The following is a 26,211-nucleotide window of genomic DNA, read 5'->3' on the forward strand; positions in this document are numbered from 1 at the left end:
GCGCTTCAGTCGGTGAAGGTCCCGTCGACGTAGACCCAGGCGCCGTCGGCCTTCTCGAAGCGGCTTCGTTCGCGCAGCTCGCCCGGCTCGCCCCGGTGGGTGTAGCGGGCGACGAAGGTGACCGTGCCGGTGGTGTGGAACAGGGTGCCGTCGGTGGTGTCGACGATCTCCAGGCCGGTCCAGCGCATGGCCGGGTCGAAGTCGACGCTCCTCGGGCGGGTGGCCGTTGCCCAGGTGCGCAGCAGGTAGGGCTCGTCGCGGACGACGAAGGCGCTGTAGCGGGAACGCATCAGCGCCTCGGCGGTCGGAGCGACGGCTTCCGCCGTGTGAAACCGGCCACAACAGGCCGTGTAGGCGGCGGGCAGACCGCACGGGCAGGGGGCGTCGCCCCGGACCGCGGGGGCGGTCTCGGGGCGGGTGGCGGACCGGGCGTTACGGGAGGTCGGACGGGGGGTGGCGCGGCGGGCGGGGGTGCGTCGGGGCATGCCCCCATTCTGCCGGTCGCCGGCCGGTGGACGATCCGGTGCCCGTATTGCAGCGGAGAGTAGTGAGATCCCTACACATTCGCCCGCGTACCGTCACATGTACCGAAGTTGACGAGTGATGGAGGGGATCATGCAGCCGTTCGCGTGCAGCTACGCGCGTCCGCAGAAGGCTTCGGAGGACGTCACCGCTCTCTACACGTACGACCCGGCGCTCCAGCTGAACGTCCTGTCGGACGGGCGTCCGGCGATCAGGGACCGGGCGTTGCTCCTGGCCGCCGGTACGACCACGTCCACCGCCGGCTCCCAGACGCACTTCGACGACTGAGCGACCCGGTCGGCACGCGCTGATGACCGTACTGATCCTGACGAGCCCTCAGGACGTCACGGCGGACATGGTGGTGGCCGAGCTGCACGAGCGGGGTGTGCCGCTCGTACGGCTGGATCCCGCCGATCTGCCCGGTGGCGTCGACCTGTCGGCCGAGTACGTCCACGGGGACTTCCACTGCTACCTCTCGACGCAGGGGCGCATGGTCAGCTCCCGGGCCCTGCGCTCCGTCTGGGTGCGCAGGCCGGGAGAGCCGGCGGCGCACGCGACCGGGACGTCGGCGTGGCTGGGCGCCGAGACGGGGCAGGCGCTGTACGGGATGCTGTACTCGACCACGGCGCGCTGGATGAACCACCCGCGGCAGGCGGCGCAGGCCCGGTACAAGCCCTGGCAGTTGCGTGTCGCGCACCACAGTGGCTTCGCCGTGCCGCCCACCCTCATCACCACGTTCCCGCGGGTGGCCGAGGAGTTCGCCGCGCGGTACGAGCGGGTCGTGGTGAAGTCCCTGTCGGGGCCGCCGCGCACCGAGCCACCCGTGGCGCTGCCCACCGCGCTGGTGGAGCCGGGCGCAGACTTCGCGGGGGTCGCGGCCGGGCCGACGCTGTTCCAGGGTTACGTCGCCAAGCGCGCCGACGTCCGGCTGACGTGTGTCGGCCTGCGGTTGTTCGCCGCCCGCAAGGTCGCCGACGAGGGGCAGGTCGACGGGCGCTACGGCGACACCGGGCACTCCTGGGAGCCGGTGGAGGTGCCGGACCGGATCGTCCGGTCGGTCCGCGAGTACATGGACCTGGCCGGCCTGGCGTACGCCGCGTTCGACTTCGCCGAGGACGACGAGGGCCTGTGGTGGTTCCTGGAGTGCAACCAGGGCGGCCAGTTCGGCTTCGTCGAGCTGCAGACCGGCCAGCCGATCGCCGGGGCGGTCGCCTCCTGGCTGGGGGCTCCGCCGACGCGCTTCTGATCCGACCCGCTGTGAACCGGCCATTGTGGCGGCTGTTGCGCCAAGGGGGACGCGCGGTGGTTCCGGGGCCCGCCGGGGCGGCCCTATGCTCCTGCGACCGACGTGACAGTTACCGCGGGTAAGGGGTGGGTGGGCATGCACCGTACGGGTACGACGCGACGCACCTTCATGGCGGGCGCCACCGCCGTCACCGGAGCCGTCGGGGTGGGCGCCCTGCCGGCCCCTTCGGCCACAGCGGCCACGGCCACGGCCGCGCGGCCCTCCGTGGCGGTGCTGGGCGGCGGGGTCGCCGGGCTCACCGCCGCGCACGAGCTGGCCGAGCGGGGGTTCGCCGTCACGGTCTACGAGCGGCGGGCGCTCGGCGGCAAGGCCCGCAGCATGGACGTGCCCGGCAGTGCCAGGGGCGGGCGCAGACCGCTGCCCGCCGAGCACGGCTTCCGGTTCATCCCGGGCATTTACCACAACCTCCCCGACACGATGCGGCGCATCCCCTTCCCCGGCAACGCGCGCGGCGTCTTCGACAACCTGGTGGCACCGGGCGAGATGATGTTCGCCCGCACCGGCCGCGAGGACCTGCGGATGCCCATCCCCTGGCCCGGCCACCAGCCGGAGCGGCTCACGCTCGACGAGATCCGCCGCGCGCTGACCGCGCTCGTCGAAACGGCCACCGGACTGCCCCTCCACGAGGCCGCGTACTTCGTCAACCGCGCGCTCGTCTTCCTGACCAGCTGCGACGAGCGGCGCGACACGGTGTGGGAGCGCACGCCATGGTGGGACTTCACCCGCGCGGCGCGGATGTCGGAGACGTACCAGCGGATCCTCGCGATCGGCGTCACCCGCAACATCGTGGCGACCAAGGCCGAGGAGGCCAGCACCCGCACGGTCGGTACGCTCGGCGAGGCGTTCGTCTTCAACGCCCTCGGCCGCGGTGCGGACGGCCCGCCGGACCGGATCCTCAACGCGCCGACCAACGAGGCGTGGATCGACCCGTGGGAGGCCCATCTGCGTTCCCTGGGCGTCGAGTTCCGGATCGGCTGGACCCTGCGCGAGATGCTGTACGGCGACGGCCGTGTCACCGGCGCGCTGGTCCAGAGCCCCGACGGCGTACGTACCACGATCACCGCCGACCACTACGTCTGCGCGTTGCCGGTCGAGCACGCGCGGCGCACCTGGGGTTCGGCGCTGCGGGCGGCGGATCCGCAGCTGGCGCGGTGCGACAGGCTCCAGACGGACTGGATGACGGGTATCCAGTTCTATCTCACCGAGCGCCCGCCCATGGTGCACGGGCACGTCAACTGCATCGACTCCCCTTGGTCGTTGACGGCGATCGCCCAGGCCGAGCACTGGCGGGAGCGGGACTTCCCCGCGGACTACGGTGACGGGGTGGCCGTGGACTGCCTGTCCGTGGACATCTCCGAGTGGGACAAGCCGGGGATCCTGTACGGAAAGACCGCGAAGCAGTGCACGCGCGAGCAGGTGGCCCGCGAGGTGTGGGCGCAGCTCAAGGCGGCGCTCAACGACACCGGCCGTACGGTGCTCAAGGACGGCGCCCTGCACTCCTGGTTCCTGGACCCCGGGGTGGACGGGCTCGGCACGCCGAACCCCACCAACGAGGACGAGCTGCTGATCCACCCGGTCGGCACGTTCCACCACCGCCCCTCGGCGGCCACGGCGATCCCCAACTTCTTCCTGGCGGGTGACTACGTGTCGGTCGACATCGACCTCGCGACGATGGAGGGCGCGAACGCCGCCGCCCGCCAGGCGGTCAACGCCCTGCTGGACCGCGCCGGTTCGGACGCGGCGCGGTGCACCGTGAAGCCCCTGTTCCGCGCGCCGGAGATCGAGGCGCTGAAGCGGCACGACCGCACTCGCTACCGGCTGGGGCTGCGCAACGCTCTGGATCTCGGCTGAGGGGTGGTCAGGCGCCCCCGGTGTGCCCCAGGACCGCCTCGGCGAGCGGGGCGAGGACCTGACGCGGCAGCGCGTGCCCCATCCCCGGGATCTCGACGAGTGCGGCGCCCCCGCCGGTGACCTGCGCCAGGTGCTGGGGGTGGGGCGGCGGGGCCAGGGGGTCGGCGGGCGCGGAGACGACGAGCACCGGGACGCGGGTTGCCGCGAGGGCGTGCGTCCGCTCCATTCCCGTCTGGTCGGCGCGGGCGTGGGCGCCGGAGGAGTCGTACCGTCCGGTGTGCGCGACGACCCGTCGTTCCAGCTCGCGGAAGTACGCGGGGTCGAACGGTATTGCCTCGCCGCCCAGTAGGCGCCAGTGCCGCACCCGGCGGTCGAGTTCGGCTTCGAGGCCGTGGTCCTCGACCGGCCGGGCCCACTCGGCGAGGATCCTCGGGTCGATGCCGGGCAGGTCCTCCACGGCGGTACGGGTGCCGTCGGCGTGGACGAGCGGCGCCGTGCTGAGCGCGTGCGTGCCGAACAGGGTGGCGCTGAGCACCCGGTCGGGGTGGTCGCAGAGGACGAGCTGGGCGAGCGTGCCGCCCAGGGACATGCCGACGAGGTGGGCGCGGTCGATCCCGAGCCCGTCGAGCACCGCGATCACGTCGTCGGCGAGGTCCGTGAGCCGGTAGGGCGCCTTCTCGTACGACCAGGTCGAGCGGCCCGTGTCGCGGTGGTCGTAGCGGATGACGTGGTGGTGGCGGGCGAGCGCGTCGCACAGCTCATCGGGCCAGCCGAGGCCGGACGCCTGGGCGCCCATGACCAGGAGCAGGGCGGGAGCGTCCGGGTCGCCCCGGCGCTCGGTCCACAGGCGCACACCGGGGGCGGTCTCCACGTACTGGACGTGTGGCTGGGGCATGGGGTCTCCCTCGGACGACAACTTAGACGATACGTATCGTCTCGCATGGCCCCGTCATGGTCAACCGTCCCCCGGCACGCCCGCGCGGCCGAGTAGCGTGACGGCCATGAGGCTGACGATTCTGGGCGGCGGCGGGTTCCGGGTGCCGCTGGTGTACCGGGCGCTGCTGGGCGACCGCGCGGAGGGCCGGGTCACCCGGGTGACCCTGCACGACGTGGACGGGGACCGGCTCCGGGCGATCGGCGGGGTGCTGGCCGAACAGGCCCGGGACGTACCGGACGCGCCGGAGGTCACGGCGACCACCGACCTCGACGAGGCCCTGCGCGGTGCCGACTTCGTGTTCTCGGCGATCCGCGTCGGGGGCCTGGCCGGGCGCGCGGCGGACGAACGGGTGGCGCTGGCGGAGGGAGTGCTGGGGCAGGAGACGGTGGGCGCGGGCGGCATCGCGTACGGGCTGCGCACGGTGCCGGTCGCGGTGTCGATCGCCCGCCGGATCGCCGCGGTCGCCCCCGACGCCTGGGTCATCAACTTCACCAACCCGGCCGGGCTCGTGACCGAGGCCATGTCGCGGGTCCTGGGCGACCGGGTGATCGGCATCTGCGACTCTCCCGTGGGCCTGGGGCGGCGGGTGGCGCGGCTGCTGGGCGCCGACCCGGACGAGGCGTGGTTCGACTACGTGGGCCTGAACCACCTGGGCTGGCTGCGCGGCGTGCGGGTCGCGGGGCGGGACGAGCTGCCCCGGCTGCTGGCGGACACGGAGGCGCTGGGGTCCTTCGAGGAGGGCAAGCTGTTCGGCGCGGAGTGGCTGCGCTCCCTGGGCGCGATCCCCAACGAGTACCTGCACTACTACTACTTCAACCGGGAGGCGGTACGGGCCTACCAGGAGGCCGAGCGGACCCGCGGGGCGTACCTGCGCGAGCAGCAGGCCGCCTTCTACGGCTCACCCTCCCTCGACACCTGGTACGCCACCCTCGCCGAGCGCGAGGCCACCTACATGGCGGCCAACCGGGAGGCGGCCGGCGTCGGTGACCGGGCCGAGCAGGACCTGGAGTCGGGCGGCTACGAGAAGGTCGCCCTGGCGCTGATGCGGGCCATCGCCCGCGACGAGCGCACCACGCTCATCCTGAACGTCCGCAACCGCACCACCCTGTCGGTGCTGGACGCGGACGCAGTGATCGAGGTGCCCTGCTTCGTCGACGCCAACGGCGCCCATCCGGTGGCGGTGTCGCCGCTCCCGTACCACGCGGTGGGGCTGGTGACGGCCGTCAAGGCGGTCGAGCGCGAGGTGCTGGAGGCGGCGGAGAGCGGGTCCCGCGAGGCGGCCGTGAAGGCCTTCGCCCTGCACCCGCTGGTCGACTCGGTGTCGGTGGCCCGGCGGCTCCTGGACGCGTACGCGAACGAGCACCCGGGGCTCGGCCATCTGGTGTAACGGTGGCCAACAGCGGTGTCTTTACGGCGCGTTGACCGCACCGTACGCTCCGGCCCCATGGTTGCCCAACGCCTTGGACGAGCCGCCGCGCTGATCGGCGCGGCCTCCCTCCTCACCACCGCCCTGGTGGGCTCCGGACCGGCCACCGCCGGGGAACGCCCACCGGTCACCGAGTCCGCCACCGTCGTCCCCGTACAGACCACCGGCCCCGCCGACAAGCGGTTCAACCTGATCCTGCTCGGGGACGGCTACACCGCCGAACAGCTCCCCGAGTTCCGGGCGGACGTCGACAAGCACCTCAACGTGCTGTGGAGCATCGAACCGTTCGCCTCCTACCGCTCCTACATCAACGTCTGGGCGGTGGAGGTGCCCTCCCCCGAGTCCGGCGTGGACTGCGATCCGGCGCTGGACGCACCCCGCAGGGACACCCCGCTCGGGATGGGCTTCTGGGGCGGTTGCGACGCGGCGAGCGTGCAGCGACTGCTGACCGTGGACAGCGGCGCGGCGAACGCGCTCGCCGGCCTCGTACCCGGCTCGACGAGCGCCAACCGGCAGATCGTCGCCCTCGCCAACAGCGACACCTACGGCGGCGCGGGCGGAACGTACGCCACCGCCTCCGGGGGCAACGCCCTGTCCTCCCTGATCACGCCGCACGAGATCGGCCACTCGCTGGGCGGGCTCCAGGACGAGTACGACTATTACGGGCGCGGCGTCCCCGGCGGCACCTACGAGGGCGGCGAACCGTCGTCCGCGCACCACACCGTGCTCACCGAGCGGCAGATGAGGGACCAGCGGGCCAAGTGGTGGCGGTGGCTCGGCGAGGAGAGCGAGTCCGGCGGCGTCATCGGACGGTACGAGGGCGGGCTCTACAGCACCAAGGGGGTGCACCGGCCCAGTCGGCACTCCCTCATGAAGACCCTCGGCTACGCCTTCGACCAGGTGGGCCGCGAGGTGATGGTGCGGGCGATCTCCTCCAAGGTGAACCTGATCCAGGGCCACACGCCGAACACCGCGCCGATCGGAGCCGACCGGACGGTGTGGGTGGACACCCTCCATCCGCTGGGCGGTGAACTGGACGTGACCTGGCGGCTGGACGGCCGTCCCGTGCGGTCGGCGGCCGGAGCCCGGACGATCGACATGCGGCTGCTGGACGTGCCGCCCGGCAGGCACACCCTGACCGCGACGGTCACCGATCCGACACCGTTCGTCCGTGACCCGGCGGTGCGCGGCTCCGCGGCGCTGACCCGTACGGTGACGTGGACGGTGGACACGTCGCTGGTGACGGAACCGGGCCACGTGGCACCGGAGTTCACCGGGCACACGGCCACCGACGCGCCCGTCGGGGCCCGGTCGGTGGTGTACGCCGACACCACGCACCCCGCCGACCGGACGCTCGCCGTCCAGTGGCGCCTGGACGGCCGGCCGGTGGCGAACCCGGGCAACGACCGCGACCTCGACCTGTCGGCGCTGCGGCTGCGCCCCGGCACCCCGCACACCCTCACCGCCCGGATCGCGGGCACGGACCGCGAGCTGCGCTGGACGGTCGACGCGACGGCCGCCTCCGCCTCGTACGAGCTGTCGAAGCCGCTGCGCACGGTCCACCGTCCGGGGCGGCCGGTGGAGTACGTGTACGACGGCGCGTTCACGATGCGGCTGACCGCGCGGGACGACCAGGACGGGTACGTGGTCAGCCAGTTCCGGGTGAACGGCGACGGCTGGTACACCTACTACGGCTGGCCGACGGACGCGGACGCGCCGTTCCGGTTCACTCCGGGCGGCACGGAGATCGACGGTCTGGTGTACGGGAAGCTCGGCACCCCGCGCGTGGTGCCGTGGGACGACGCGACACCGGAGTACGGCACGCACACCGTGGAGTACCGGACGATCGACTCGGCCGGGAACACCGGCCCCGCGAAGAGGTTCCTCGTGACGCTGGTGCCCAAGCGGTAGGGGCGGTCACGGCCCGCGTGCCGTCGGCCGACCGGCCGACGGCACGCACTCAGGTCAGCAGGAAGTCGGCCTTGCCCGACTTGGCACCCTGGATGAACGCGGCGATCTCCTTGTGGCTGTAGATGAGCGCGGGGCCCTCGGGGTCGGCGGACTGGCGGACCGCGACCCGGCCGTCGGCCAGCTTCATCGCCTCGACGCAGTTGCCGCCGTTGCCGCCGCTCCACGGCTTGTGCCAACCGTCGGCCCCGAGCTCGGCGGCGGGCATGCCGTTGTATATGCGCTTCGCGCTATCCATTCACAGCTCCTTGCGGAAATCCTTGAGGATTTCCTTCGTACGTTGCGCGGTGGCGGCCTGTGCGGCCATGCGGTCCATGACCTCGAGGTGCGAGGCCACCTCGGGACGCGCGTCGAGATAGACCGCGCCGGTCAGGTACTCGCTGTAGACCATGTCCGGCAGTTCGGGCATGGCGAAGCGGAACAGCACGAACGGTCCGTAGGTGCCGGGGTGGTGTCCGGTGGCGAACTCGGCGACCTGAAGGGTCACGTTCGTCAGCTCGGAGGCCTCCAGCAGCCGGTCGATCTGCGCCCGCATGACGGCGGGCCCGCTGCCCACGGGGCGGCGCAGTACCGTCTCGTCCATGATCACCCAGAACTTCGGCGCGTCGGGGCGGGTGAGCAGGGACTGCCGCTCCATGCGGAGGGCGACGTGGCGTTCGATGGCGTCGTGCGCGACCTGACCGACGGCGCCGCCGCGCAGGATGGCCCGGGCGTAGTCCTCCGTCTGAAGGAGCCCGGGCACGAACTGCGGTTCGTAGGCCCGGATGATGCTCGCGGCGCCCTCCAGGCTGACATACATGCTGAACCAGCCCGGCAGGACGTCGTGGAAACGCTGCCACCAGCCGGGCTTGTTGGCGTCCTCGGCGAGCCTGACGAAGCCGTCCGCCTCGTCGGCGGGCACCCCGTAGGCCTGGAGCAGCAGTTGCACGTAGGGGATCTTCAGCGCGACTTCCGCGGTCTCCATCCTGCGGATCGTGGCCGGGGCCACGCGGAGCACCTTGGCGGCCTCTTCCCGCTTCAGTCCCGCCCGCTCTCGCAGATCCTGCAGACGCTTGCCGAGTACGACCTGTCCCACGGTGGGGGCGGACCGCGGCTCGCTCACTTAAGACCTCCCCACGCGCTGTTTCGATGAGTGTGCCATGTGACGACCACAGAGAACACCGCACTCTGCAATTTTCAGAGTGCCACTTGCCAAGTGTCCGAGTCGGGAGGAAAGTATTCCGGTGAACCAGTTGGTGAACCAGTTCACGCGGCTGCCGCGCTCTGCCACGGGAGAGGCGACGTACGGCGCCGCTCCCCCACGTTAGGAATCGGTCGTGGCTCCTGGTAATGCGCTCACCCCCCGGCTCACGGCCCCACGACCCCCGATGTCCGCCGATGTCCGCCGCTTCTCCTTCGAACTTCCCGCACGCGCGGAATCGGTCGCCAGAGCCAGACACCTCGTCGAGGAACGGCTGGTGCTCTGGGAGGTGGACGGCACGGTGTGCGAGGCCGTGACGCTGGTGGTCTCCGAGCTCGTCACCAACGCCGTGGTGCACACGGCGAGCTGCCGGGTGATCTGCGAACTGCGGGACTGCGGTCAGCAATTGCGCGTCTCCGTCCAGGACGAGGGGTGCCCGGCCGCCGCGCCGCGGCTGTGCCGTGTGTCGCCGGAGGAGGGCGGCCGGGGACTGCTGCTCGTGGACGCCGTCAGCAGCGCGTGGGGCGCGCATGACGCGCGGCACGGGGCGGGGCGCGTCGTCTGGGCGGAGCTGGCGTGCTGAGGACGATGGCCACGCTGCTGGCGGCGCGTGGCCAGCGGGGGACGGTACCGAGGCCGGCCCGGTACAGCGACCCCGACGGCGAGGTGCGGTTGACGCTGCCGCCGTCGCTCCCGGCGGCGCTCGGCTGCGACGCGGTGGGGGTACCGGCGCGGTACGGCTTCCGGCTGATGTCACGGCTGCCCGGCAACGGGTGCGTGTTCGCCGACACGGACTGGTGGTGGTGGATCGTCCCGGCCGGTTCCGACGCCGATCTGCGCTGGCCGCTGCCGTCCTGTTACGCGGCGGACGCGTACGTCCCGGACCGGCGGCCCCGGCTGATCCACCGGCCGGACACGACGTCGCCGTACACCCCGCCGATCCCGCTGTACCTCATGATCTGCCAGCTCACCGGGGTCGCCCCCGCCTGGACCGTTCCGGGCGTGGGCACCCCCCTCTGACCCACCTGACCGCTGTGGCCCCTCGGCCACGGCGGCCGGCTCGCGCGGCCCCGGCTGGGGGGCTGGGCCGCGCGAGCCGCGGGGTGGCCCGCACGGGCGGTTCCGTCGTGACTCCACCCCCGCTCACCGCAGCCCTTCCGGCGCCGCCGCCCTCACGTACCCGCCCGGCCCCTTGCCGTCGCCCGGCCGGAACCTGAGCGGACGGAGCCCCGGCCCCGGGCTGCGCCCGGCGGGCAGGTTCAAGAAGCCCGGCGCCTACGACCACGTGCAGGGCCGCCCGAGCGGCGCCCGGCAGGCAGGTCCCGGAAGCCCGGCGCCTCCGACCACTCACCGGTCCGCCCGAGCGGAGACGTACATCCGCCTCGGCGCTCCCGGCAGGCGGGTCGGCATCCGGCCCCGTCGGACGGGGCCATGAGACGGGCGTGAGCCCGCGCGACCGGGGCGTTCCGGCCGCGATCGGCGCGGGTGCCGGTGGGGGCGGCGGGCACCGACCCCCACCCCGCCCTCGGCCCTCGCGGGGGTGACAAGGGTTTTCCCCGTATCGGCTTCATCCCGGGTTTCCCTACTGTCTGCCGCACCGGAGGTTCTCAGCCACCTGGCTGTCAGGTGCATGTAAGTCACGAGTGCCGCCGGTGACGGCCCCGCCCCAGGGGCCGTCGCGTCGGCGGCGGCGCAACGGGCGTACCCGGCCCGGGGACCACGGACTGCCACCCCCACGGCACGTCCGCGCTCCCCAAGCGCCCGCCGCCCGTCGCGCCCTGCACCGTCAGCCGCTCCGGGAGTCGCCGGAGCTGCCCTGAAAGGGAACACCTTGAACGGTTCCAGGCGGAGACTCATATCCGTCGTGGCGGCGAGCGCCACGATCCTCGGCGTGACCGCCACCTCCGCGGTGGCCCTCGCCACAGAGGCCACCCCCACCCCGAAGCCGGCTGCCCCGGCTTCGCAGGCCATGACCCCGGCCGCGCTGCCCAGCGCGCCGGTGGACAAGGTCATCGTCACCTACAAGTCCCGTACCGCCGAGGCCACGTCGAACGCAGCCGCCAAGAGCGACGCCGCGGCGAAGGCCACCGAGACGGGCGAGAAGCTCAGCTTCGAACGCCGCCTGGCGAGTGGTGCCGCGCTGGTCGACCTCGGCACGGACACGACCAAGCAGGACGTCACGGAGGTCATGGACGCCTTCCGCGCCGACCCGCAGGTCGCCTCCGTGGAGGCCGACATCCGCGCCTACGCGATGGCCGTCACGCCCAACGACACCGAGTACGCCAAGCAGTGGGACCTCTTCGAGGCCACCGGCGGCATGAACGTGCCCGGCGCCTGGGACAAGACCACCGGCAGCGGCGTCACCGTCGCCGTCATCGACACCGGCTACGCCGCGCACAGCGACCTGAGCGGGAACACCGTCTCGGGCTACGACTTCATCTCCAGCTCCGCCGACGCCCGCGACGGCAACGGCCGCGACGCCAACCCGGCGGACGAGGGCGACTGGAACGCCACCGACGGCGAGTGCGGCGCCGGCTCCCGGGCGAGCAACTCGTCCTGGCACGGCACCCACGTCGCGGGCACCATCGCCGCGACCACCCACAACGCCAAGGGCGTCGCGGGCATCGCGTACGGGGCGAAGGTCCAGCACGTCCGTGTGCTCGGCAAGTGCGGCGGCTCGTCCTCCGACATCGCCGACGCGATCACCTGGGCCTCCGGCGGCACCGTCCCGGGCATCCCGGCGAACCCGAACCCGGCCAAGGTCATCAACATGAGCCTCGGCGGCGCCAGCTCGACCTGCCCGACCGTGTACAAGAACGCCATCGACGGGGCGGTCGCGCGGGGGGCGACCGTCGTCGTCGCGGCCGGCAACAGCAACGCCAACGCGTCCGGCTTCACGCCCGCCAACTGCGCCGGCGTCATCAACGTGGCGTCCACCAGCCGTGAGGGCAACCGTTCGTACTACTCGAACTACGGCTCCATCATCGACGTCTCGGCCCCGGGCGGTGAGACCCGCCGCGCCACCGACACGCCCGGCACCGTCACCACCCCCGAGAACGGCATCCTCTCCACGCTGAACTCCGGCACCACGACCCAGTCGCTGGAGAACTACAAGCCGTACCAGGGCACTTCGATGGCCGCCCCGCACATCGCCGGGCTCGCCGCGCTGCTGAAGTCGGCCAAGTCGACCCTGACCCCGGCCGAGATCGAGACCGCGATCAAGGCCAACGCCCGCCCGCTGCCCGGCACCTGCACCGGTGGCTGCGGCACCGGCATCGCGGACGCGACCAAGACCGTGAACGCCGTGACCGGTACTACCACCCCCGGTACCGGAACGGCGTTCACCAACACCACGAACGTGACGATCTCGGACAACACCACCGTGACGTCCCCGATCGCCGTCACCGGCCGCACGGGCAACGCCCCCGCCGCCCTCAAGGTCGACGTGGACATCAAGCACACGTGGCGCGGCGACCTGGTCATCGACCTGGTGGCCCCGGACGGCACCGCGTACCGGCTGAAGAACTCCAGCAGCAACGACTCGGCCGACAACGTCCTCGCCTCGTACACGGTCGACGCCTCCGCCGAGACCGCGAACGGCACCTGGAAGCTGCAGGTCCGCGACGTGGCGTCGGGTGACACCGGCTACATCGACTCGTGGGGCCTGACCTTCTGATCCGCCGGTAGGACCCACATCTTCACAGGTCAGGGGCGTGCTCGTGGCATTTCGCCGCGGGCACGCCCCCTTGTGTGTTCGTCCACATACCGGACAGGGCACCTGGACTCCCGTGGCCGAGTTCGTATGCTGCGCTCGCGGGACAGATCACGGGCAGGGGGTCCGTGGGCAGGGGGTCCGCGCGCCGGAGGGTGGTGGTCGCAGGTGAGGTCGACGCCGTATCCCTCCACGCCGTACGTCCCGGCGCCCTACGTCCCGGGCCCGTACGCCCCCGGGCAGGGCGACCGGGCCGCGCCCGTCGGGCGGACCGAGTTGCTCACGCGCCTCGAACGCGTCCTCATGGCCCGTGGACGTGCCCTGCTCACCGGGCCTCCCGGGGTCGGCAAGACGGAGGTCGCCCAGGCGGCCGCCGACCAGGCCACCACACGGGGTGAGACCGTCGTGTGGCTCGCCCCGCAGCCCGCGGACCAGGGCATGGCCGGGGCGGCCGCGGCCGCCCTGGTCACCTCCGTGCCGGCCTTCGCGCTCGACGGTCTGCCAGGGCCCCAACGGGACGCCGTGGCGGTGCTCTGCCGCGAGTCCGCCGCGCCGGCCGTCGGCCGGGACCCGATCGCCCTGCGGCTGGCCGTCGCCGGCATCCTGCGGACCCTCGCCGAGCGCTCCCCCGTCCTCCTCGTCGTCGACGACGCCCAGCGCATCGACGCCGACAGCGCGGACCTGCTCCGCTTCGCCCTCCACCTCGCGCCGCCCACGCTGCGCGTCGTCGCCGTCGAGACGCCCGCGCCGTACGCCGCCGGCGGCGCCGACAGCGGTGGTGCTCCCATGCCGCTGTGGGTGGCCTCCGAGGCCGACGTCCTGCTGGTGCCGCCGCTCCAGGCCGACGAGATGGCCGAGCTGCTCGTCCACCACCGGCTGCCGTCCCGGCTCGCGGGGCGCATCCACCGCGCCAGCGGCGGCAACCCCCGCCTCGCGCTCGCCGTCGGCCGCTCCCTGGCCGACGCGCGCACCCCGGTGCACCACGCCGAGGCCCTGCCGCTGTCGGGCCGCGCCCGGGACGTGGCCCGCCGGATGCTCGCGCCCGCCTCCGACTCCGTACGCGCCACGCTGCTGCTCGCCGCCCTGGCGCTGCGCCCGACCACGGCGCTGCTGCGGCGCGCCGGGCGCCCGACGGCGGAGGCGGAGCTGGCCGCCGCGGAGCGCGCCGGGCTGATCTCGCTGACCGAGGACGGGACGGTCGCGTTCACGGCCGGACTGCTGCCCTCCACGCTCGTCCACGACACCTGCTGGACCGAGCGCAGCCGGGGGCACGCCGCGCTCGCCGAGGTGGTGGACGACCCGGTGGAGGCGGTACGGCACCGGGCCCTGGCGGGTGACGTGCCGGACGAGGACCTGGCCGCCGAGGTCGCCGCGGCGGCCGACACGGCACGCCGCCGCGGCAACAGCGCGCTCGCCGCCGAACTGGCGCTGCTCGCCGCCGAGACCACCCCAGCGGGGCTGGGCCGCCGCCGGCTGGAGCGGCTGGTGGACGCCGCGGAGGAGGGCGCGCGGGCCGCCCGCGCGGATCTCGCGATGCGCGCCGCGGCCGATCTGCTGGCCCGTGACGCGACACCCGCCGACCGGGTCCGGGCGCGGCTCGCCGTGCTGGACACGGCGGGGCAGGGGCTGACCGACCTGGACGAGATCTATGTGCACGCCATGGAGGACTCCGAGGGCGAGCCGGCGCTGCGGGCGGCCGTGCAGCTACGCCTGGCGGTGAAGTACGTTCTCGCGGACGGTGATCCGGTGCGGTCCCGGGCCGCGGCGGTCGAGTCGGCCGCCCTGGCCATGTCGGTGGGCGACCGGCACACCGCCGCCCAGGCACTGACCCAGCAGGCGCGGATGGACCGGGTGCTCGGCTCGCCGGACGCCGAGCGGACGCTGGCCGAGGCGCGCGCGCTGGAGATGACCGACCGGCCGCTCGGTGTCCGCAACACCGCCCAGATCCTGACGATCCGTCATGCCCTGTTCGACGACCGGCTCGCGGACGCCCGGGACCAGCTCTACGCGCTGTTGCCGCTGGTCGAGCGACGCGGCCCGGTCGAGGACGCGATCGAGTTGTTCCGTACGCTCGCCGAGGTCGAGGCCCGGCGCGGCCAGTGCGCGGCAGCCCTGGCGCATGCCGAGCGGTCGCTCGCGCTGACGCTGGAGGCGGGCCTGTCGCCGGGGCCCGCCTGGTACGCGCTGGCGCTCGCCGAGACCGCGGGCGGCAGCTTCGCGCGGGCGGCCGGGTACGCGCGGCGCAGCGTCCGGGCGTCGGAGGAGGAGGGCGACCACGTCTTCCTGTCCCGGAGCCTGTACGCGCTCGGCCGGGTCCAGCTCGTCACCGGGGACGTGGCGGGCGCGCTGGAGACGCTGCGCCGGGTGCGGGACGGCGAGAGCGCGCAGTGCACGGTCGACCCCTCCATGCTGCGGTGGCACGAGGAGCTGGCCGAGGCGCTGCTGGCGAGCGACGCCATGGAGGAGGCCCAGGCGCTTCTCGCCGACGTGGGCCCGGTGGCGGAACGGCTGGGCCGCGGTACGGTGCTGCTCGGCTACGACCGGGTGTACGCGCTGTGCCTGGCGGCGGGCGGCAAGACCGACGAGGCGGTCGACCTGCTGGTCGGGACGGCGGACCGGTTCGCCGGGCACGGGCTCGTCCTGGAGCAGGGACGCTGTCTGATCGCCCTGGCCCGGGTGGAGCGGCGGCGGCGCAGACGGTCGGCCGCGCAGGCGGCGATGCAGGCGGCGGCCGCGGTCTTCGAGCGGGCGGGCGCCGTGCCGTGGCTCGGCCTGACCGCGGAGAGCCCCTCCCCCGCCGACTCCGCGCCGGCGCCCGCCGCCGGAAGTGCGCTGTCCCGGCTGACGGAGGCCGAGCTGCGGCTCGCCCGGCTCGTCGGGGAGGGCGCGAGCAACCAGGAGGCCGCGGCCCGGCTGTACCTGAGTGTGAAGACCGTCGAGGCACGGCTGACCCGCATCTACCAGAAGCTCGACGTCCGCTCCCGCGCCCAGCTTGCGACGGCCCTCAACGGACTCGCCGCGCCGTCCCGGTAAGGGGGCCCGCGCCCGCCTGCCGCGTCCGTCCGACCGGCCTACGCTGAAAACAGCGCAGTCGTTCCAATGGCGGGAGGCGTCATGACATTCGTCCAGATCATCGACTGCAAGACCGACAGGGTCGACGAGATGAACCGGCTGCTGGACAGCTGGGCCGAGGCGACTCAGGGCAAGCGGACGGCCACCCACGCGTTGATGGGCCGGGACCGTTCGGACTCCACGCATGTGCTGGAGATCGTGGAGTTCCCCTCGTACGAGGAGGCGATGGAGAACTCGAAGCTCCCCGAGACCGACCGGATCTTCCGGGAGATGGTGGAGCTCTGTGACGGTGAACCCACCTTCACGGACCTGGACGTCGTGAGGGACGAGCAGCTCAACAAGCTGGTCGTCCAGAGGTTCGTGGACGAGGTGATCAACCAGGGGAACGTCGACGCGGCCGACGGCATGTGCACCAGTGACTACCGGGAGCACGACCCGTCGCTGACGTCGTACGACGTGGACCTGGCGACCGCCAAGGAGCAGAACCGGGAGATCATGGAGGCGTTCCGGCCGACCTGCACCATCGAGGGGCTCGTCGCCGAGGGTGACCTGGTGTGCCTGCGCATGTCGTTCAAGGGCCGCCACGTGGCCGCCTACAAGGGCATCGAGGCGACCGACAGGGACGTCTCCGGGACCGGACACGCGACCTTCCGCTGCCAGGGCGGCAAGATCGCGGAGAGCTGGTGGAACGTGGACGACCTCGGCCTGATGCGCCAGTTGGGCGTCGTACCGGAGGACTGAGGGAGCGTCCACCGGCACCGTCCCACCGTGATGCACACAGCCCCTTCGCCCCTCCGTGCGAGGGAGGGGTGGGGGGAGCCGTGACGCACGAGCCCTGATGGCCTCTGTGGGTGACCGAAGAAGTTACCCGCTGGTATCGCCTGGCCACCCTGCTGCCCGAGTCCCAGGCCGCCGAGGTCAGGGACTACTGGCAGCGCCCCGCGCCGTCCGCGTGTTCGGCGCGCACAGCCCGTGGCCCACCCTCGACGCGTTGCGGGCCGACGGCACGTCGACCCTTGCGTACGGCCCGCGGCCTTCCGTGACAACAGGCGGCGCCCGCAAGGCCGGGCTCCGTCCCCGCGCGTGCGGGGGACGGAGCCCGGGCGCTACTTCCTGAAACCGTGGTCCAGGAGCTTGGTCGCGTCCGTGTTGCGATTGGCCTCCGAGGAGGAGGCCAGGACCGTGCCGACCACCGTCCTGCCGTCCCGGGTGGCGGCGAAGACCAGGCAGTACTTGGCCTCGGGGCCCGATCCGGTCTTGACCCCGATGGCTCCCCGGTAGGTGCCGAGCAGTTTGTTGGTGTTGGTCCAGGACATGTCGCGGTATCCGCCGCTCTTCGTCCTGACCCTCTGCTTGGTGGACTTCGTCTTCACGATGGCGCGGAACGTCGGGTTCTTCATCGCCTGCCCCGCGAGCTTGGTGAGGTCGCGCGGTGTCGAGTAGTTCTTGCCGTTGCCGTTGCCGATGCCGTCGAAGGAGTCGAAGTGGGTGTTCTTCAGGCCGAGACCGGTGGCCGCCGCGTTCATCTTGCCGACGAAGGACTTCACGCGGGCCTGTCGCGTGGAGCCGGTGCCGTAGGTGTCCGCCAAGGCGTACGCGGCGTCGCACCCCGACGGCAGCAGCAGCCCGAACAGGAGCTGCCGGACGGTCACCTTGTCGCCCACGATGAGCCGTGCCGATGAGGCGGTCTTGGCCACGATGTAGTCGCTGTACGCCATCTGGACGGTGACCTTCCGGTCCAGGTCCAGGTTCTTCTGCGAAAGGACCACCTGAGCCGTCATGATCTTGGCCGTGGAACCCGTGGGGAGGCGGCTGTCCGCGGCCTTCGCGTAAAGGGCCGCCCCCGAACCGCTGTTCATCACGAAGCCGCCCTTGGCGGTGACCGACGGCGGCCGCACCGGGGCCGCCTGGGCCGGGGCGAGGGTCGCCCCGGTGGCCAGCACGGTCCAGACCGTGACGTGTACCGCTCCTAAACGGCTGAAGGTCCTGCTGTTCACGTTCCACACTCCCGTACACGCAGCCGCGGCGACGCTGCCCGGATACACCGCTACAGGCAAGACACGCCAACCGGACCCGGGGATGCGCCTCGCCCTCCGGAAGCCACCGAAAGAGTGACGGAGATGGAGGACGGCGGGCCGGTGATCGCGCCCCCGGCGCGCGGGGGCGCGTCGGGAGCCGGGCGCGTACCGCCCGGGTGGACGACCCCGGGCCGGGACGCGCGCGGGCCGGACGTACGGGGAGCGGTACGCGCGCGGGCGGACGCGCCTGGCCCGCGACGTACGTGCGGCAGGACGTGCGCGGGGGGACGTGCCTGGCCCGGGACGTGCACGGGGGACGCGCCTGGCTCGCGACGTACGTGCGGCAGGACGTGCGCGGGGGACGCGCCTGGGCCGGGACGTACGGGGGTGGAACGTCAGCCGGTGAGGGGTGCCGGCCGTCAGGACGTCAGCAGGGAGTCGTCCTCCGGGCGGGCCCCGGGCAGGCGGTGGCGGGCGGCGACCAGGGCCGTGTCCACGTCCCGGGTGCCCGTGGCGACGCAGAGGGTGCGGGCGAGTTCGTCCATGCGTTCCCGGACCTCCGGAGCGCCCGCCTCGGCGTGCAGGATCCTCAGGGTCTCGTACTGCTCGACCAGGTTGTTCAGGACGGCGGGGTGAGCCATCAGCACGGCCGGCTCCTTCCTGACGACTAGCGCCGGTTGTCTGCGTGGGGCCCTGCTACCCGGTGATCCGTTCCGCATGCCCCCGCGTCTTGGGCTAGCTTCGCCCCCATGACCAGCGCCGCCGCCCCCGCCTTCGCCGAAGCCCTCACCGCGTCGCCCTCGCCCGTCGTCCTCGACGGCGGTCTGTCCAACCAGCTCGAGGCAGCCGGCCACGACCTGAGCGACGCGCTGTGGTCGGCGCGGCTCCTCGCCGACCGGCCCGAGGCGATCGTCGCGGCCCACCTCGCCTATTACGAGGCCGGTGCGAGCGTCGCGACGACCGCCAGTTACCAGGCCACCTTCGAGGGGTTCGCGCGCCGGGGCATCGGCCACGACCGGGCGGCCGGTCTCCTCGCGCTCAGTGTCGAACTGGGACGCGAGGCCGCCCGCCGCGCCGAGGCGAAAGCGCCCGGGCGGTCACTGTGGGTGGCCGCCTCCGCCGGGCCCTACGGCGCGATGCTCGCCGACGGGTCGGAGTACCGCGGCCGGTACGGGCTCACCGTCGCCGAGCTGGAACGGTTCCACCGCCCTCGGCTGGAGGTGCTGGCCGCCGCCCGCCCGGACGCCCTCGCGCTGGAGACCGTGCCGGACGCCGACGAGGCACGGGCGCTGGTACGGGCGGTGCGCGGGCTCGGCGTACCGGCATGGCTGTCGTACAGCGTCGTCGGGGAGCGGACGCGGGCGGGCCAGCCGCTGGAGGAGGCCTTCGAGGTCGCGGCGGCGTCGGAGGACATCGTCGCCGTCGGGGTGAACTGCTGTGCGCCCGACGACGCCGACCGCGCGGTCGCGATCGCGGCGCGCGTCACGGGCAAGCCGGTGGTGGTGTACCCCAACAGCGGTGAGCGGTGGGACGCCGGGGCCCGCGCCTGGCGCGGCCGTTCGACGTTCTCGGCCGAGCGGGTGGACGGCTGGCGGCGGGCGGGCGCGCGGCTGGTCGGCGGCTGCTGCCGGGTGGGCCCGGACGCGATCGCCGAACTGGCGGCCAGAACCCGCTGATCGTTCGATCGTTTGACCGGGCCGGTGTCGGCCGATCACGATGTCGGTGTCGAGGGTGCGTCGACGACTTGGAGTGATGCGATGCCGTACGCGCACGTCCACCGCCGGTCGCCGCGCGCCGCCCTCGCCCTGCGTGAGGAGGCCGCAGCGGCCGTCTTCGGCCCCGGTGCCCGTGAGGAACCGGCGGCCGTCCGCGACCTGGCGCCCCCGCCCGTACGCGACGACCTCACCACCGACCGGTTCCCGGCATGAGCGAGCACCTCCATCTGCCCCCGGACGACCGGGAGTCGAGCCCGTACACCGGATTCACCCGGGCCCACTGGGAGACGGCGGCCGACGGCCTGGTGCGGGCCGCGTGGCGCTGGGCGACGCCCGGCGGAGCGCTGCTGGACCTGCCGGGGCGGCCGTCCGCCTCGGGCGTCCGATCCGACGGCCTGGAGGGGTACGCGCGGACGTTTCTCGCCGCCGCGTTCCGGGTCGCGGGCGCCGGCGGGAAGGACCCGTGCGGGCTGCTCGGCCGGTACGCGGACGGGCTGGCCGCCGGGACGCGCACGCCCGGCCGTGAGGACGCCGAGTCGTGGCCGGCCGTCCTCGACCACCACGTACAGGGCCAGCCGATGGTCGAGTCGGCGTCCGTGGCGCTCGGTCTGCGGCTGACCCGGCCCTGGCTGTGGGACCGCTTGGACAGCGGCGTACAGGACCGGGCCGAGCAGTGGTTGCGGGGTGCGCTTCGGCACACGCCCGCGCCGAACAACTGGTACCTGTTCCCACTGACCGTCGCCGGGTTCCTGGAATCGGTGGGGCGCGGTGACGCGGAGACCGCGCGGGCGATCGAGCGCGGGCTGGGGCTGCTGGAGGGCTGGTACCGGGGCGACGGCTGGTACGCGGACGGCGACGGGCGGGCGTTCGACCACTACAACGGCTGGGCCCTGCACCTCTACCCGCTCCTGCACGCCCATCTGGCGGGCGACGGAGCCCTGTTGGACGTGTACGGGCCGCGGCTGCGCACGCACCTGGAGGGGTTGTCGCTGCTGTTCGGCGGTGACGGGGCGCCGGTGCACTTCGGGCGGTCGCTGACGTACCGGTTCGCGGCGGGGGCGGCGGTCGGGCTCGGCGCGCTGACCCGGTACACGCCGCTGGCGCCCGGGATCTCACGGCGGCTGCTGAGCGGCTGTCTGCGGTACTTCCTGGACCGGGGCGCGGTGGACGGGCGCGACGGGCTGCTGACGCTCGGCTGGCACGGTCCGCACGCGCCCACACTGCAGCCCTATTCGGGCCCGGCGTCGCCCTATTGGGCGTCCAAGGCCTTCGTGGCGCTGCTCGTCCCGGCGGACGACCCGCTGTGGACGGTACGGGAGGAGGCGGCGCCCGCCGAGAACGGTGACCGGGTGCGGGCGCTGCCCGCGCCGGGGCTGCTGATCCAGACGACGGGCGCGGACGGCATCGCCCGGCTGCACAACCACGGCAGTGACGCCGTGCCGCCGTTCGCCGGGGACACCGCCGAGGGGCACGATCCGCTGTACGGGCGGTTCGCCTACTCCACCCGTACGGGGCCGACGTCCGCCGCCAACCCTCCCGACAACCATCTGGCCGTCGAGGTGGGCGGGGTGGCGTCGGTGCGCCGCCGGGTCCGTCCGCTGGGCGCGGGGCACGGGGACGGCTGGGGGTGGGCGGCCTCGTGGCACCGGCCGGTGTTCCCGGCGGGGTCGCCGACGGTGCCGGGGTTGCGGGCGGAGAGCGTGACGGTGGCGCTCGGCCGCCACGAGCTGCGGGTGCACCGGCTGGTGGGCCTGCCCCGCGGGGCGCGGGTACGTCTGTCGGGCTGGGCGACGGGCCCGGACGAGCCGCTCGCCTCCCAGTTGGTCGGCCTGTACGGGTGGGAAGGGCCGCACGCGGAGGAGCTGCGCGCTCCGCAGGGCACGGCGTTCGCCCGCTGGGTGGTCCTCCCGCGGCTGAGCGCCGCTCCGTCCCAGGGATGCGGCACGGTCGTGCTGGTGGCGCTCGCGTCCCTGACGGCCGCCCCGGACGCGGCGCCCCTGGCGGGCGTGGCGGCGGTGGAGCGGGTGGACGGCGAGCTGGTCGAGGTGCGGTGGACGGACGGCGAAGCGCTCACCCGGATCGGGTTCACTCCGGTGGTGAGGGTCACGCACGCGCCGTGAGGACGCCGCCGGTTCGGCCACCGGGCGCCGGGGGGCGTGTCAGGGAACGATCAGCCGCACGCGCTCGTCCCCACGCCGGGGTCTCGCTCCGCACAGCCGGCGGGCACACGGCCTCCGGTGGTGCGCGCGCCCGGCCATGAGCCGCCGAGTGTCGGTGACGGCCCCTCGGGGCGCCTTGGACGGCGACGCACGGTCCGTGCCCGGCTGGAGCGGGCCTCGTCCCCACGCGGGGACGGTGGGACGGACGGGACGTGACGCCCTCCTTCGGATGCCGACCACGGGCGTCGTCGACGCGGCCGGCACAGAGCGGCGTGGCGGCGGGACGAGCAGGTCGGGCATGGCGGACCGGCGGCATCGCCAACCAGCGCGCACCTGTCCGGCGACGAGGTCACCGGTGCGGCTACCAGCGCGAGCAGTGGCATGGGCGAGTCCACCAGTTCTCCTTCAAGTCGGCGCGGCACGCGGGTGGCCCCACGCACCGCGTTGTCCCAGGCCGGGCATCGGCCAGTGGACGGTGCCGTCCGGGTCATAGACAAGGCACCTTATGGCGCCGGCCGCTCGGGATCTCTCCCACGCAGCCAACTGCTCACCAAGGTCCGCCAACTCCGCTGATGAAGCAACTCTCAACCGCATTTTTGGTTCCTGGGCGAACCTGTTTGAAAAATCTTCCCGGCGCTTGTCACCGACCTGCGGAAACGCAGTTTTCGATCAAGACTTTTTTGGTGCGGTCCCTTTGCTTACTGGCTACTCCATTTTCATTGATTGACGCCGCCCGTGTGCGCCTGGTTTCCCGCTCATTAATGGACCCGACCGCCACCGGTGCCTCACTGCGCAGCCTTGCGTGAAGGCTCGCCCGACGGCAAGGTCATCAGACATCCGGAATCCGTTGTTCCATTTCCATTATTACCGCCGAGTATCCGGACTCAGGCCGTCCGGTTAGTTAATGACATGATTTCTACTTCAGACATTCGGGGCTCGAACTCATTTTCCCTTTCCTTTCCTCTTGAGGAGCACAGGAAAGCCCTTCCTGTGAGGAGAGTAGTGCTCTGGCCAACGCTCTGACCATACGAGATGGCACAGATGAGGACTGCCTATGTCAGGCGTTCGAGCTTTGTTGACCGGCTCTGAAAAACCCTGAGAAGCCCGGAACTTGGCAGGTGATCAACCAAAACGAAGATCGCTCGGGCCTTTTTTCGCGCCCCTCATATAGAGGGCGCTTGTCGCCATAGATGTGACCGTGTAAGGCTTCTCGAAGTGGGGCGGCATCCCCGCTGAGTAACACCGCAAGTGGACGGAAGAACCGGGTCACCAACCGAAGATCCTTTTCGGTCTAGACAAGGCCCTTGTGGCCAGAAAGAGAGATCCAGTGATCTCCATCAATACCGCGATGCAGCCCGGCCCCTTCACGGGGCCGGGTTGTGTCGTCGGAACCTCTCCGTGCGGTGGTTTCGGACTCCGCCCGGTATTCGAAACCCGGCGCTCCGAGCCGGGGACCATCGCGCGCATGGCGCTCAAGCTGGGCGCGTTCACCATCGCCGCCGGTTCCACCCTCGGCATCATGCGGCTGGGGTACGAGGCGCCCGTCGCGGCGGGCGTCACGATCTCGGCGGCCGTGATCGCCAACCGGCTCGTGGACCGGAAGACCGGCACGGACCGGCGCCGGGCCTCGCGGGTGGCCGCTGCCCTGGCGCAGCAGATCTCCCCGGCCCTGCCGGGCCAGGCCACCGTCGAGCCGGGAGCGGCGAACTAGACGGCGACCGGGGGCGCACCGGCCAGGTGCGCCCCCGGCGCCGCCCGGTTCGGGGGAGGACGCCATGACCAGGAACGACAACCGCCGTACCGGCCGCCCGATGCGTGACCTGTCGGGCCGGCAGGGGTCGCTGGCCCGCATGTGCCGCGACCTCGTACAACTGCGAGAGGAGAAGGGATACACGCTCAAGGAACTCGCCGACCGCAGCTCCCTGTCCGTCGGAACGCTCTCGGCCGCCACCAACGCCAAGCGATGCCCGTCTTGGCCGACGATGGTGGCCTATCTCAAGGCCCTGGGAGAGCGGCCCGACGACTGGCGCCCGCAGTGGGAGATGGTCGCCGACGCACGCCAGCGGCGCGCGGCCGGGGTGCCGGAGGAGCCCACCCAGCGCGCCGCCTACCGTCGGCTGCTGCCGTCGCAGGTCACCCGCGTCGAGGAGTTCGCGCTCGCACTCAGTGAACTGCGGCTGTGGCGCGAGAACATGCCGTACAAGCAGATCGTCTCGCGCTCGCTCTCCCGGGGCGCCTCGGTGTCGAAGACGACCATCTCGTACGCCATGAACGCCAAGGTCCTTCCGACCGAGAGCGCGTTGGAGGGCATCCTGCTCGGCCTCGGCCTCAACCGCGGCGACGCCGAGTACCAGGACTGGTTCGAGGCCCGCCGTGTCCTGCACGCCGGACTGCTGCGCCAGAAGATGCTGAGCAGGACCGCGGTCTTCTCCGGCACCCACCGCGCACGCAGGATCCGGCGCGTACGCGGGCCGGCCTCCAGGCGGACCTCCGGCCAGGCCTGACCGCTCCACCCGTGCCCCGGGTTCCGCCACACCGCGTGGCGGAACCCGGGGCACGGTCACGCGTGGTCCGGCGCGGTGCCGTCGTGGTGACGTCGCGTCGGGAACATTCCGGCAGGCCGCGTCGTTCGGTCTTGAGCCCACCGCCTTCGACACGAACCGAGGAGTGCCTTGCCCGACACCACGTCCTCCCCCACCGTGATCCCTCTCCCGTCGCTCGCCGCCCAGGCGGAACACCTCATCGCGCTCGGGGTGCACGACGTCGCGGGGATACCCGCCGACCAGTTGCGCGCCTTCGCGGCGGATGCCGGTCACCGGGACGGCGACGCCCTGCTCGCCGTTCATCCGGACCGCGCCCCGGCCTCCGCGCTCGCCCCGCTGCTCCGGCACGACGGCAAACCGGGCTTCGTCGTCACCGACATGCCCGACGTCGACCGTTTCGATCCCTGCGCCGTGGAAGTGCCGGACACTCCCCTCTACCTCGTCACCGGCCCCGACCGCGGCGACCACATGGCCAACTGGAGCCCGGAGGAGGCGCTGCCCGCCCTCACCCGGCAGGACCGCACCCCGCTGCTGCTCACCGAGGGCATCCACTGGGTGCTCCAGCAGCCGGCGGTCCTGGAACGCAACCACTGCTTCATGACCATCGGTTCCCGGCTGCGCAAGGCGAACGGCGCCCTGGACGCCCGTACCCCGGCGATCTGGATCAGCAACGGCACGGGACGGGACGGCCGCGAACGGCGCAACGCCCCCAAGGTCGGCTGGTGCTGGTGGGGCAACCGCCACACCTGGCTCGGCTTCGCCTCCGCCACGGGCCGCGGCCACTGAGTCCGGAAGGCGACCGGCGGCGGACCGGGGGGACCGCTCAGGCGAGGACCCGGTCCGCGGCCCGGAAGGTGCGGCGGTAGGCCAGGGGTGAGACACCGATCGCGGCGTGGAGGTGCTGCCGCAGGGAGGTGGCCGTGGCGAAGCCCACCTCGCCCGCGATGCGGTCCACCGACAGGTCGGTGGATTCCAGCAGGTGCCGAGCCCGGGCGACGCGCTGCTGGATGAGCCACCGGCCGGGGCTCATGCCGACCTCCTCGCCGAACCGGCGGGCGAAGGTGCGCGCGCTCATCCGCGCGTGGTGCGCGAGGTCGGCGAGTGTGAGCGGCAGGTGCAGGTTCTGCAGGGCCCAGTGGCGGGTGGCACCCGTCCCGTGGTCCGACGTCTCGGGCACCGGCTGTTCGATGTACTGGGCCTGGCCGCCGTCCCGCCAGGGCGGCACGACGCACTTCCTGGCCACCTGGTTGGCCACCTCGCTGCCGTGGTCCTCGCGCACGATGTGCAGGCAGACGTCGACGCCCGATCCGGCGCCCGCGGAGGTGAGGACGTCGCCGGTGTCGACGAAGAGGACGTCGGGGTCGAGCGTCACGTGCGGGAAGAGCCGCCGGAACAGCGGGACGAGCGCCCAGTGCGTGGTGGCGGTCCGGCCGTCGAGCAGCCCGCCCGCCGCCAGGAGGAAGGCGCCCGTGCAGATGGAAACGAGCCGGGTGCCCGGGCGGATCCGGGCGAGCGCGTCGGCGGCCGGCCGGGGCAGGTCGGCGGCGGCGAGTTCCATGTCGTAGGGCGGGACGACCACGGTGTCGGCGGTGGCCAGTGCCTCCGGGCCGTGGTCGACGGTGATCGAGAAGTCGGAGCCGGTGCGCACGGGACGGCCGTCGACGGAGCAGGTGATCACCTCGTACCGGCCGTCGGCCGAGCCGAAGACGCGGTTCGGGATGCCGAGCTCGAAGGGATACACGCCGTCGAGGGCGAGGACTACCACTCGGTGCATGGCACGATCCTATCGGATATTGGCTGTC

General features: G+C 72.7%; 23 protein-coding genes. 16 read left to right on the forward strand and 7 right to left on the reverse strand.

The genetic code is table 11. From position 1 onward, the window contains the following. Positions 1-5: 5 nt before the first annotated feature. A complete protein-coding gene (locus tag ACZ6C1_RS06955) occupies positions 6-485 on the reverse strand; it encodes a YchJ family protein (protein WP_469238573.1) in 480 nt (159 codons plus the stop codon). Between the two features lie 130 nt (positions 486-615). Here ACZ6C1_RS06955 and tgmA point away from each other — a divergent pair, with 130 nt between their 5' ends. The 3 genes from tgmA (at position 616) to ACZ6C1_RS06970 (ending at position 3,679) form a co-directional block, all read left to right on the forward strand. Continuing rightward, positions 616-810: a putative ATP-grasp-modified RiPP gene (tgmA, locus tag ACZ6C1_RS06960; RefSeq protein WP_469238576.1), complete on the forward strand. Its 195-nt coding sequence runs from the start codon at positions 616-618 to the stop codon at positions 808-810. A gap of 22 nt (positions 811-832) precedes the next feature. Beyond that, positions 833-1,768, forward strand: coding sequence for an ATP-grasp ribosomal peptide maturase (tgmB, locus tag ACZ6C1_RS06965; protein ID WP_469238578.1), 936 nt, complete (start codon positions 833-835; stop codon positions 1,766-1,768). Positions 1,769-1,903: 135 nt separating this feature from the next. Then, positions 1,904-3,679 carry a hydroxysqualene dehydroxylase gene (locus ACZ6C1_RS06970; protein WP_469238580.1) on the forward strand — a complete coding sequence of 592 codons (1,776 nt, stop codon included), beginning with the start codon at positions 1,904-1,906 and terminating at the stop codon, positions 3,677-3,679. Between the two features lie 7 nt (positions 3,680-3,686). Here the strand turns inward: ACZ6C1_RS06970 and ACZ6C1_RS06975 are convergent, their stop codons facing one another. After that, the gene (locus tag ACZ6C1_RS06975) at positions 3,687-4,574 is read right to left on the reverse strand and encodes an alpha/beta fold hydrolase (protein WP_469238581.1); all 888 of its coding nucleotides are present in this window, start codon (positions 4,572-4,574) and stop codon (positions 3,687-3,689) included. Positions 4,575-4,680: 106 nt separating this feature from the next. On the opposite strand from ACZ6C1_RS06975, the gene ACZ6C1_RS06980 reads away from it, so the two are divergent. Continuing rightward, on the forward strand, positions 4,681-6,003 hold the full coding sequence (locus tag ACZ6C1_RS06980; protein ID WP_469238583.1) for a 6-phospho-beta-glucosidase: 1,323 nt from the start codon (positions 4,681-4,683) through the stop codon (positions 6,001-6,003). Between the two features lie 57 nt (positions 6,004-6,060). After that, positions 6,061-7,953: a M64 family metallopeptidase gene (locus tag ACZ6C1_RS06985; protein ID WP_469238585.1), complete on the forward strand. Its 1,893-nt coding sequence runs from the start codon at positions 6,061-6,063 to the stop codon at positions 7,951-7,953. A gap of 49 nt (positions 7,954-8,002) precedes the next feature. On the opposite strand, the gene ACZ6C1_RS06990 is transcribed toward ACZ6C1_RS06985, so the two are convergent. Further along, on the reverse strand, positions 8,003-8,248 hold the full coding sequence (locus ACZ6C1_RS06990) for a DUF397 domain-containing protein (RefSeq protein ID WP_469238587.1): 246 nt from the start codon (positions 8,246-8,248) through the stop codon (positions 8,003-8,005). Next, positions 8,249-9,112, reverse strand: coding sequence for a helix-turn-helix domain-containing protein (locus tag ACZ6C1_RS06995; protein ID WP_469238589.1), 864 nt, complete (start codon positions 9,110-9,112; stop codon positions 8,249-8,251). A gap of 214 nt (positions 9,113-9,326) precedes the next feature. Between ACZ6C1_RS06995 and ACZ6C1_RS07000 the strand changes: the two genes are divergently transcribed. The 5 genes from ACZ6C1_RS07000 to ACZ6C1_RS07020 all read left to right on the forward strand — a co-directional run bounded on the left by ACZ6C1_RS07000 (position 9,327) and on the right by ACZ6C1_RS07020 (position 16,715). Further along, the gene (locus ACZ6C1_RS07000; RefSeq protein ID WP_469238591.1) at positions 9,327-9,773 is read left to right on the forward strand and encodes an ATP-binding protein; all 447 of its coding nucleotides are present in this window, start codon (positions 9,327-9,329) and stop codon (positions 9,771-9,773) included. A 5-nt stretch (positions 9,774-9,778) separates the two neighbouring features. Continuing rightward, positions 9,779-10,210: a hypothetical protein gene (locus ACZ6C1_RS07005; RefSeq protein ID WP_469239067.1), complete on the forward strand. Its 432-nt coding sequence runs from the start codon at positions 9,779-9,781 to the stop codon at positions 10,208-10,210. 844 nt (positions 10,211-11,054) lie between these two features. Continuing rightward, positions 11,055-12,866, forward strand: coding sequence for a S8 family peptidase (locus ACZ6C1_RS07010; protein ID WP_469239069.1), 1,812 nt, complete (start codon positions 11,055-11,057; stop codon positions 12,864-12,866). A 312-nt stretch (positions 12,867-13,178) separates the two neighbouring features. After that, a complete protein-coding gene (locus tag ACZ6C1_RS07015; RefSeq protein WP_469239071.1) occupies positions 13,179-15,935 on the forward strand; it encodes a helix-turn-helix transcriptional regulator in 2,757 nt (918 codons plus the stop codon). A gap of 81 nt (positions 15,936-16,016) precedes the next feature. Further along, positions 16,017-16,715, forward strand: coding sequence for an ester cyclase (locus ACZ6C1_RS07020; RefSeq protein ID WP_469238593.1), 699 nt, complete (start codon positions 16,017-16,019; stop codon positions 16,713-16,715). Between the two features lie 365 nt (positions 16,716-17,080). Here the strand turns inward: ACZ6C1_RS07020 and ACZ6C1_RS07025 are convergent, their stop codons facing one another. After that, positions 17,081-17,971, reverse strand: a complete 891-nt coding sequence (locus ACZ6C1_RS07025) for a D-alanyl-D-alanine carboxypeptidase family protein (RefSeq protein WP_469238595.1) — start codon at positions 17,969-17,971, stop codon at positions 17,081-17,083. Between the two features lie 440 nt (positions 17,972-18,411). Continuing rightward, positions 18,412-18,639: a DUF5133 domain-containing protein gene (locus ACZ6C1_RS07030; RefSeq protein WP_469238597.1), complete on the reverse strand. Its 228-nt coding sequence runs from the start codon at positions 18,637-18,639 to the stop codon at positions 18,412-18,414. Positions 18,640-18,741: 102 nt separating this feature from the next. On the opposite strand from ACZ6C1_RS07030, the gene mmuM reads away from it, so the two are divergent. The 6 genes from mmuM to ACZ6C1_RS07060 all read left to right on the forward strand — a co-directional run bounded on the left by mmuM (position 18,742) and on the right by ACZ6C1_RS07060 (position 25,195). Next, positions 18,742-19,668, forward strand: coding sequence for a homocysteine S-methyltransferase (gene mmuM, locus ACZ6C1_RS07035; RefSeq protein WP_469238599.1), 927 nt, complete (start codon positions 18,742-18,744; stop codon positions 19,666-19,668). An 81-nt stretch (positions 19,669-19,749) separates the two neighbouring features. After that, positions 19,750-19,920 (forward strand): hypothetical protein, encoded by a 171-nt coding sequence (locus tag ACZ6C1_RS07040; RefSeq protein WP_469238601.1) that lies wholly within the window; start codon positions 19,750-19,752, stop codon positions 19,918-19,920. Next, positions 19,917-21,827: a DUF2264 domain-containing protein gene (locus ACZ6C1_RS07045; RefSeq protein ID WP_469238603.1), complete on the forward strand. Its 1,911-nt coding sequence runs from the start codon at positions 19,917-19,919 to the stop codon at positions 21,825-21,827. Before ACZ6C1_RS07040 ends, ACZ6C1_RS07045 begins: the two co-directional genes overlap by 4 nt. Positions 21,828-23,331: 1,504 nt before the next feature. After that, positions 23,332-23,577, forward strand: a complete 246-nt coding sequence (locus tag ACZ6C1_RS07050) for a hypothetical protein (protein WP_469238605.1) — start codon at positions 23,332-23,334, stop codon at positions 23,575-23,577. 64 nt (positions 23,578-23,641) lie between these two features. Then, positions 23,642-24,370 (forward strand): helix-turn-helix domain-containing protein, encoded by a 729-nt coding sequence (locus ACZ6C1_RS07055; protein ID WP_469238607.1) that lies wholly within the window; start codon positions 23,642-23,644, stop codon positions 24,368-24,370. Positions 24,371-24,538: 168 nt separating this feature from the next. Further along, positions 24,539-25,195: a DUF5701 family protein gene (locus ACZ6C1_RS07060; protein WP_469238609.1), complete on the forward strand. Its 657-nt coding sequence runs from the start codon at positions 24,539-24,541 to the stop codon at positions 25,193-25,195. A gap of 37 nt (positions 25,196-25,232) precedes the next feature. On the opposite strand, the gene ACZ6C1_RS07065 is transcribed toward ACZ6C1_RS07060, so the two are convergent. Next, a complete protein-coding gene (locus ACZ6C1_RS07065; protein WP_469238611.1) occupies positions 25,233-26,183 on the reverse strand; it encodes a GlxA family transcriptional regulator in 951 nt (316 codons plus the stop codon). Positions 26,184-26,211: the final 28 nt, after the last annotated feature.

Source organism: Streptomyces sp. NPDC041796 (assembly GCF_055590785.1).

What these genes read in the sequence shown, in the direction of transcription:
- ACZ6C1_RS06955 (WP_469238573.1), bottom strand. Translation starts at nt 485, where the DNA reads ATGCCCCGACGCACCCCCGCCCGCCGCGCCACCCCCCGTCCGACCTCC.
- tgmA (WP_469238576.1), top strand. Translation starts at nt 616, where the DNA reads ATGCAGCCGTTCGCGTGCAGCTACGCGCGTCCGCAGAAGGCTTCGGAG.
- tgmB (WP_469238578.1), top strand. Translation starts at nt 833, where the DNA reads ATGACCGTACTGATCCTGACGAGCCCTCAGGACGTCACGGCGGACATG.
- ACZ6C1_RS06970 (WP_469238580.1), top strand. Translation starts at nt 1,904, where the DNA reads ATGCACCGTACGGGTACGACGCGACGCACCTTCATGGCGGGCGCCACC.
- ACZ6C1_RS06975 (WP_469238581.1), bottom strand. Translation starts at nt 4,574, where the DNA reads ATGCCCCAGCCACACGTCCAGTACGTGGAGACCGCCCCCGGTGTGCGC.
- ACZ6C1_RS06980 (WP_469238583.1), top strand. Translation starts at nt 4,681, where the DNA reads ATGAGGCTGACGATTCTGGGCGGCGGCGGGTTCCGGGTGCCGCTGGTG.
- ACZ6C1_RS06985 (WP_469238585.1), top strand. Translation starts at nt 6,061, where the DNA reads ATGGTTGCCCAACGCCTTGGACGAGCCGCCGCGCTGATCGGCGCGGCC.
- ACZ6C1_RS06990 (WP_469238587.1), bottom strand. Translation starts at nt 8,248, where the DNA reads ATGGATAGCGCGAAGCGCATATACAACGGCATGCCCGCCGCCGAGCTC.
- ACZ6C1_RS07005 (WP_469239067.1), top strand. Translation starts at nt 9,779, where the DNA reads ATGGCCACGCTGCTGGCGGCGCGTGGCCAGCGGGGGACGGTACCGAGG.
- ACZ6C1_RS07020 (WP_469238593.1), top strand. Translation starts at nt 16,017, where the DNA reads ATGACATTCGTCCAGATCATCGACTGCAAGACCGACAGGGTCGACGAG.
- mmuM (WP_469238599.1), top strand. Translation starts at nt 18,742, where the DNA reads ATGACCAGCGCCGCCGCCCCCGCCTTCGCCGAAGCCCTCACCGCGTCG.
- ACZ6C1_RS07040 (WP_469238601.1), top strand. Translation starts at nt 19,750, where the DNA reads ATGCCGTACGCGCACGTCCACCGCCGGTCGCCGCGCGCCGCCCTCGCC.
- ACZ6C1_RS07045 (WP_469238603.1), top strand. Translation starts at nt 19,917, where the DNA reads ATGAGCGAGCACCTCCATCTGCCCCCGGACGACCGGGAGTCGAGCCCG.
- ACZ6C1_RS07050 (WP_469238605.1), top strand. Translation starts at nt 23,332, where the DNA reads ATGGCGCTCAAGCTGGGCGCGTTCACCATCGCCGCCGGTTCCACCCTC.
- ACZ6C1_RS07055 (WP_469238607.1), top strand. Translation starts at nt 23,642, where the DNA reads ATGACCAGGAACGACAACCGCCGTACCGGCCGCCCGATGCGTGACCTG.
- ACZ6C1_RS07065 (WP_469238611.1), bottom strand. Translation starts at nt 26,183, where the DNA reads ATGCACCGAGTGGTAGTCCTCGCCCTCGACGGCGTGTATCCCTTCGAG.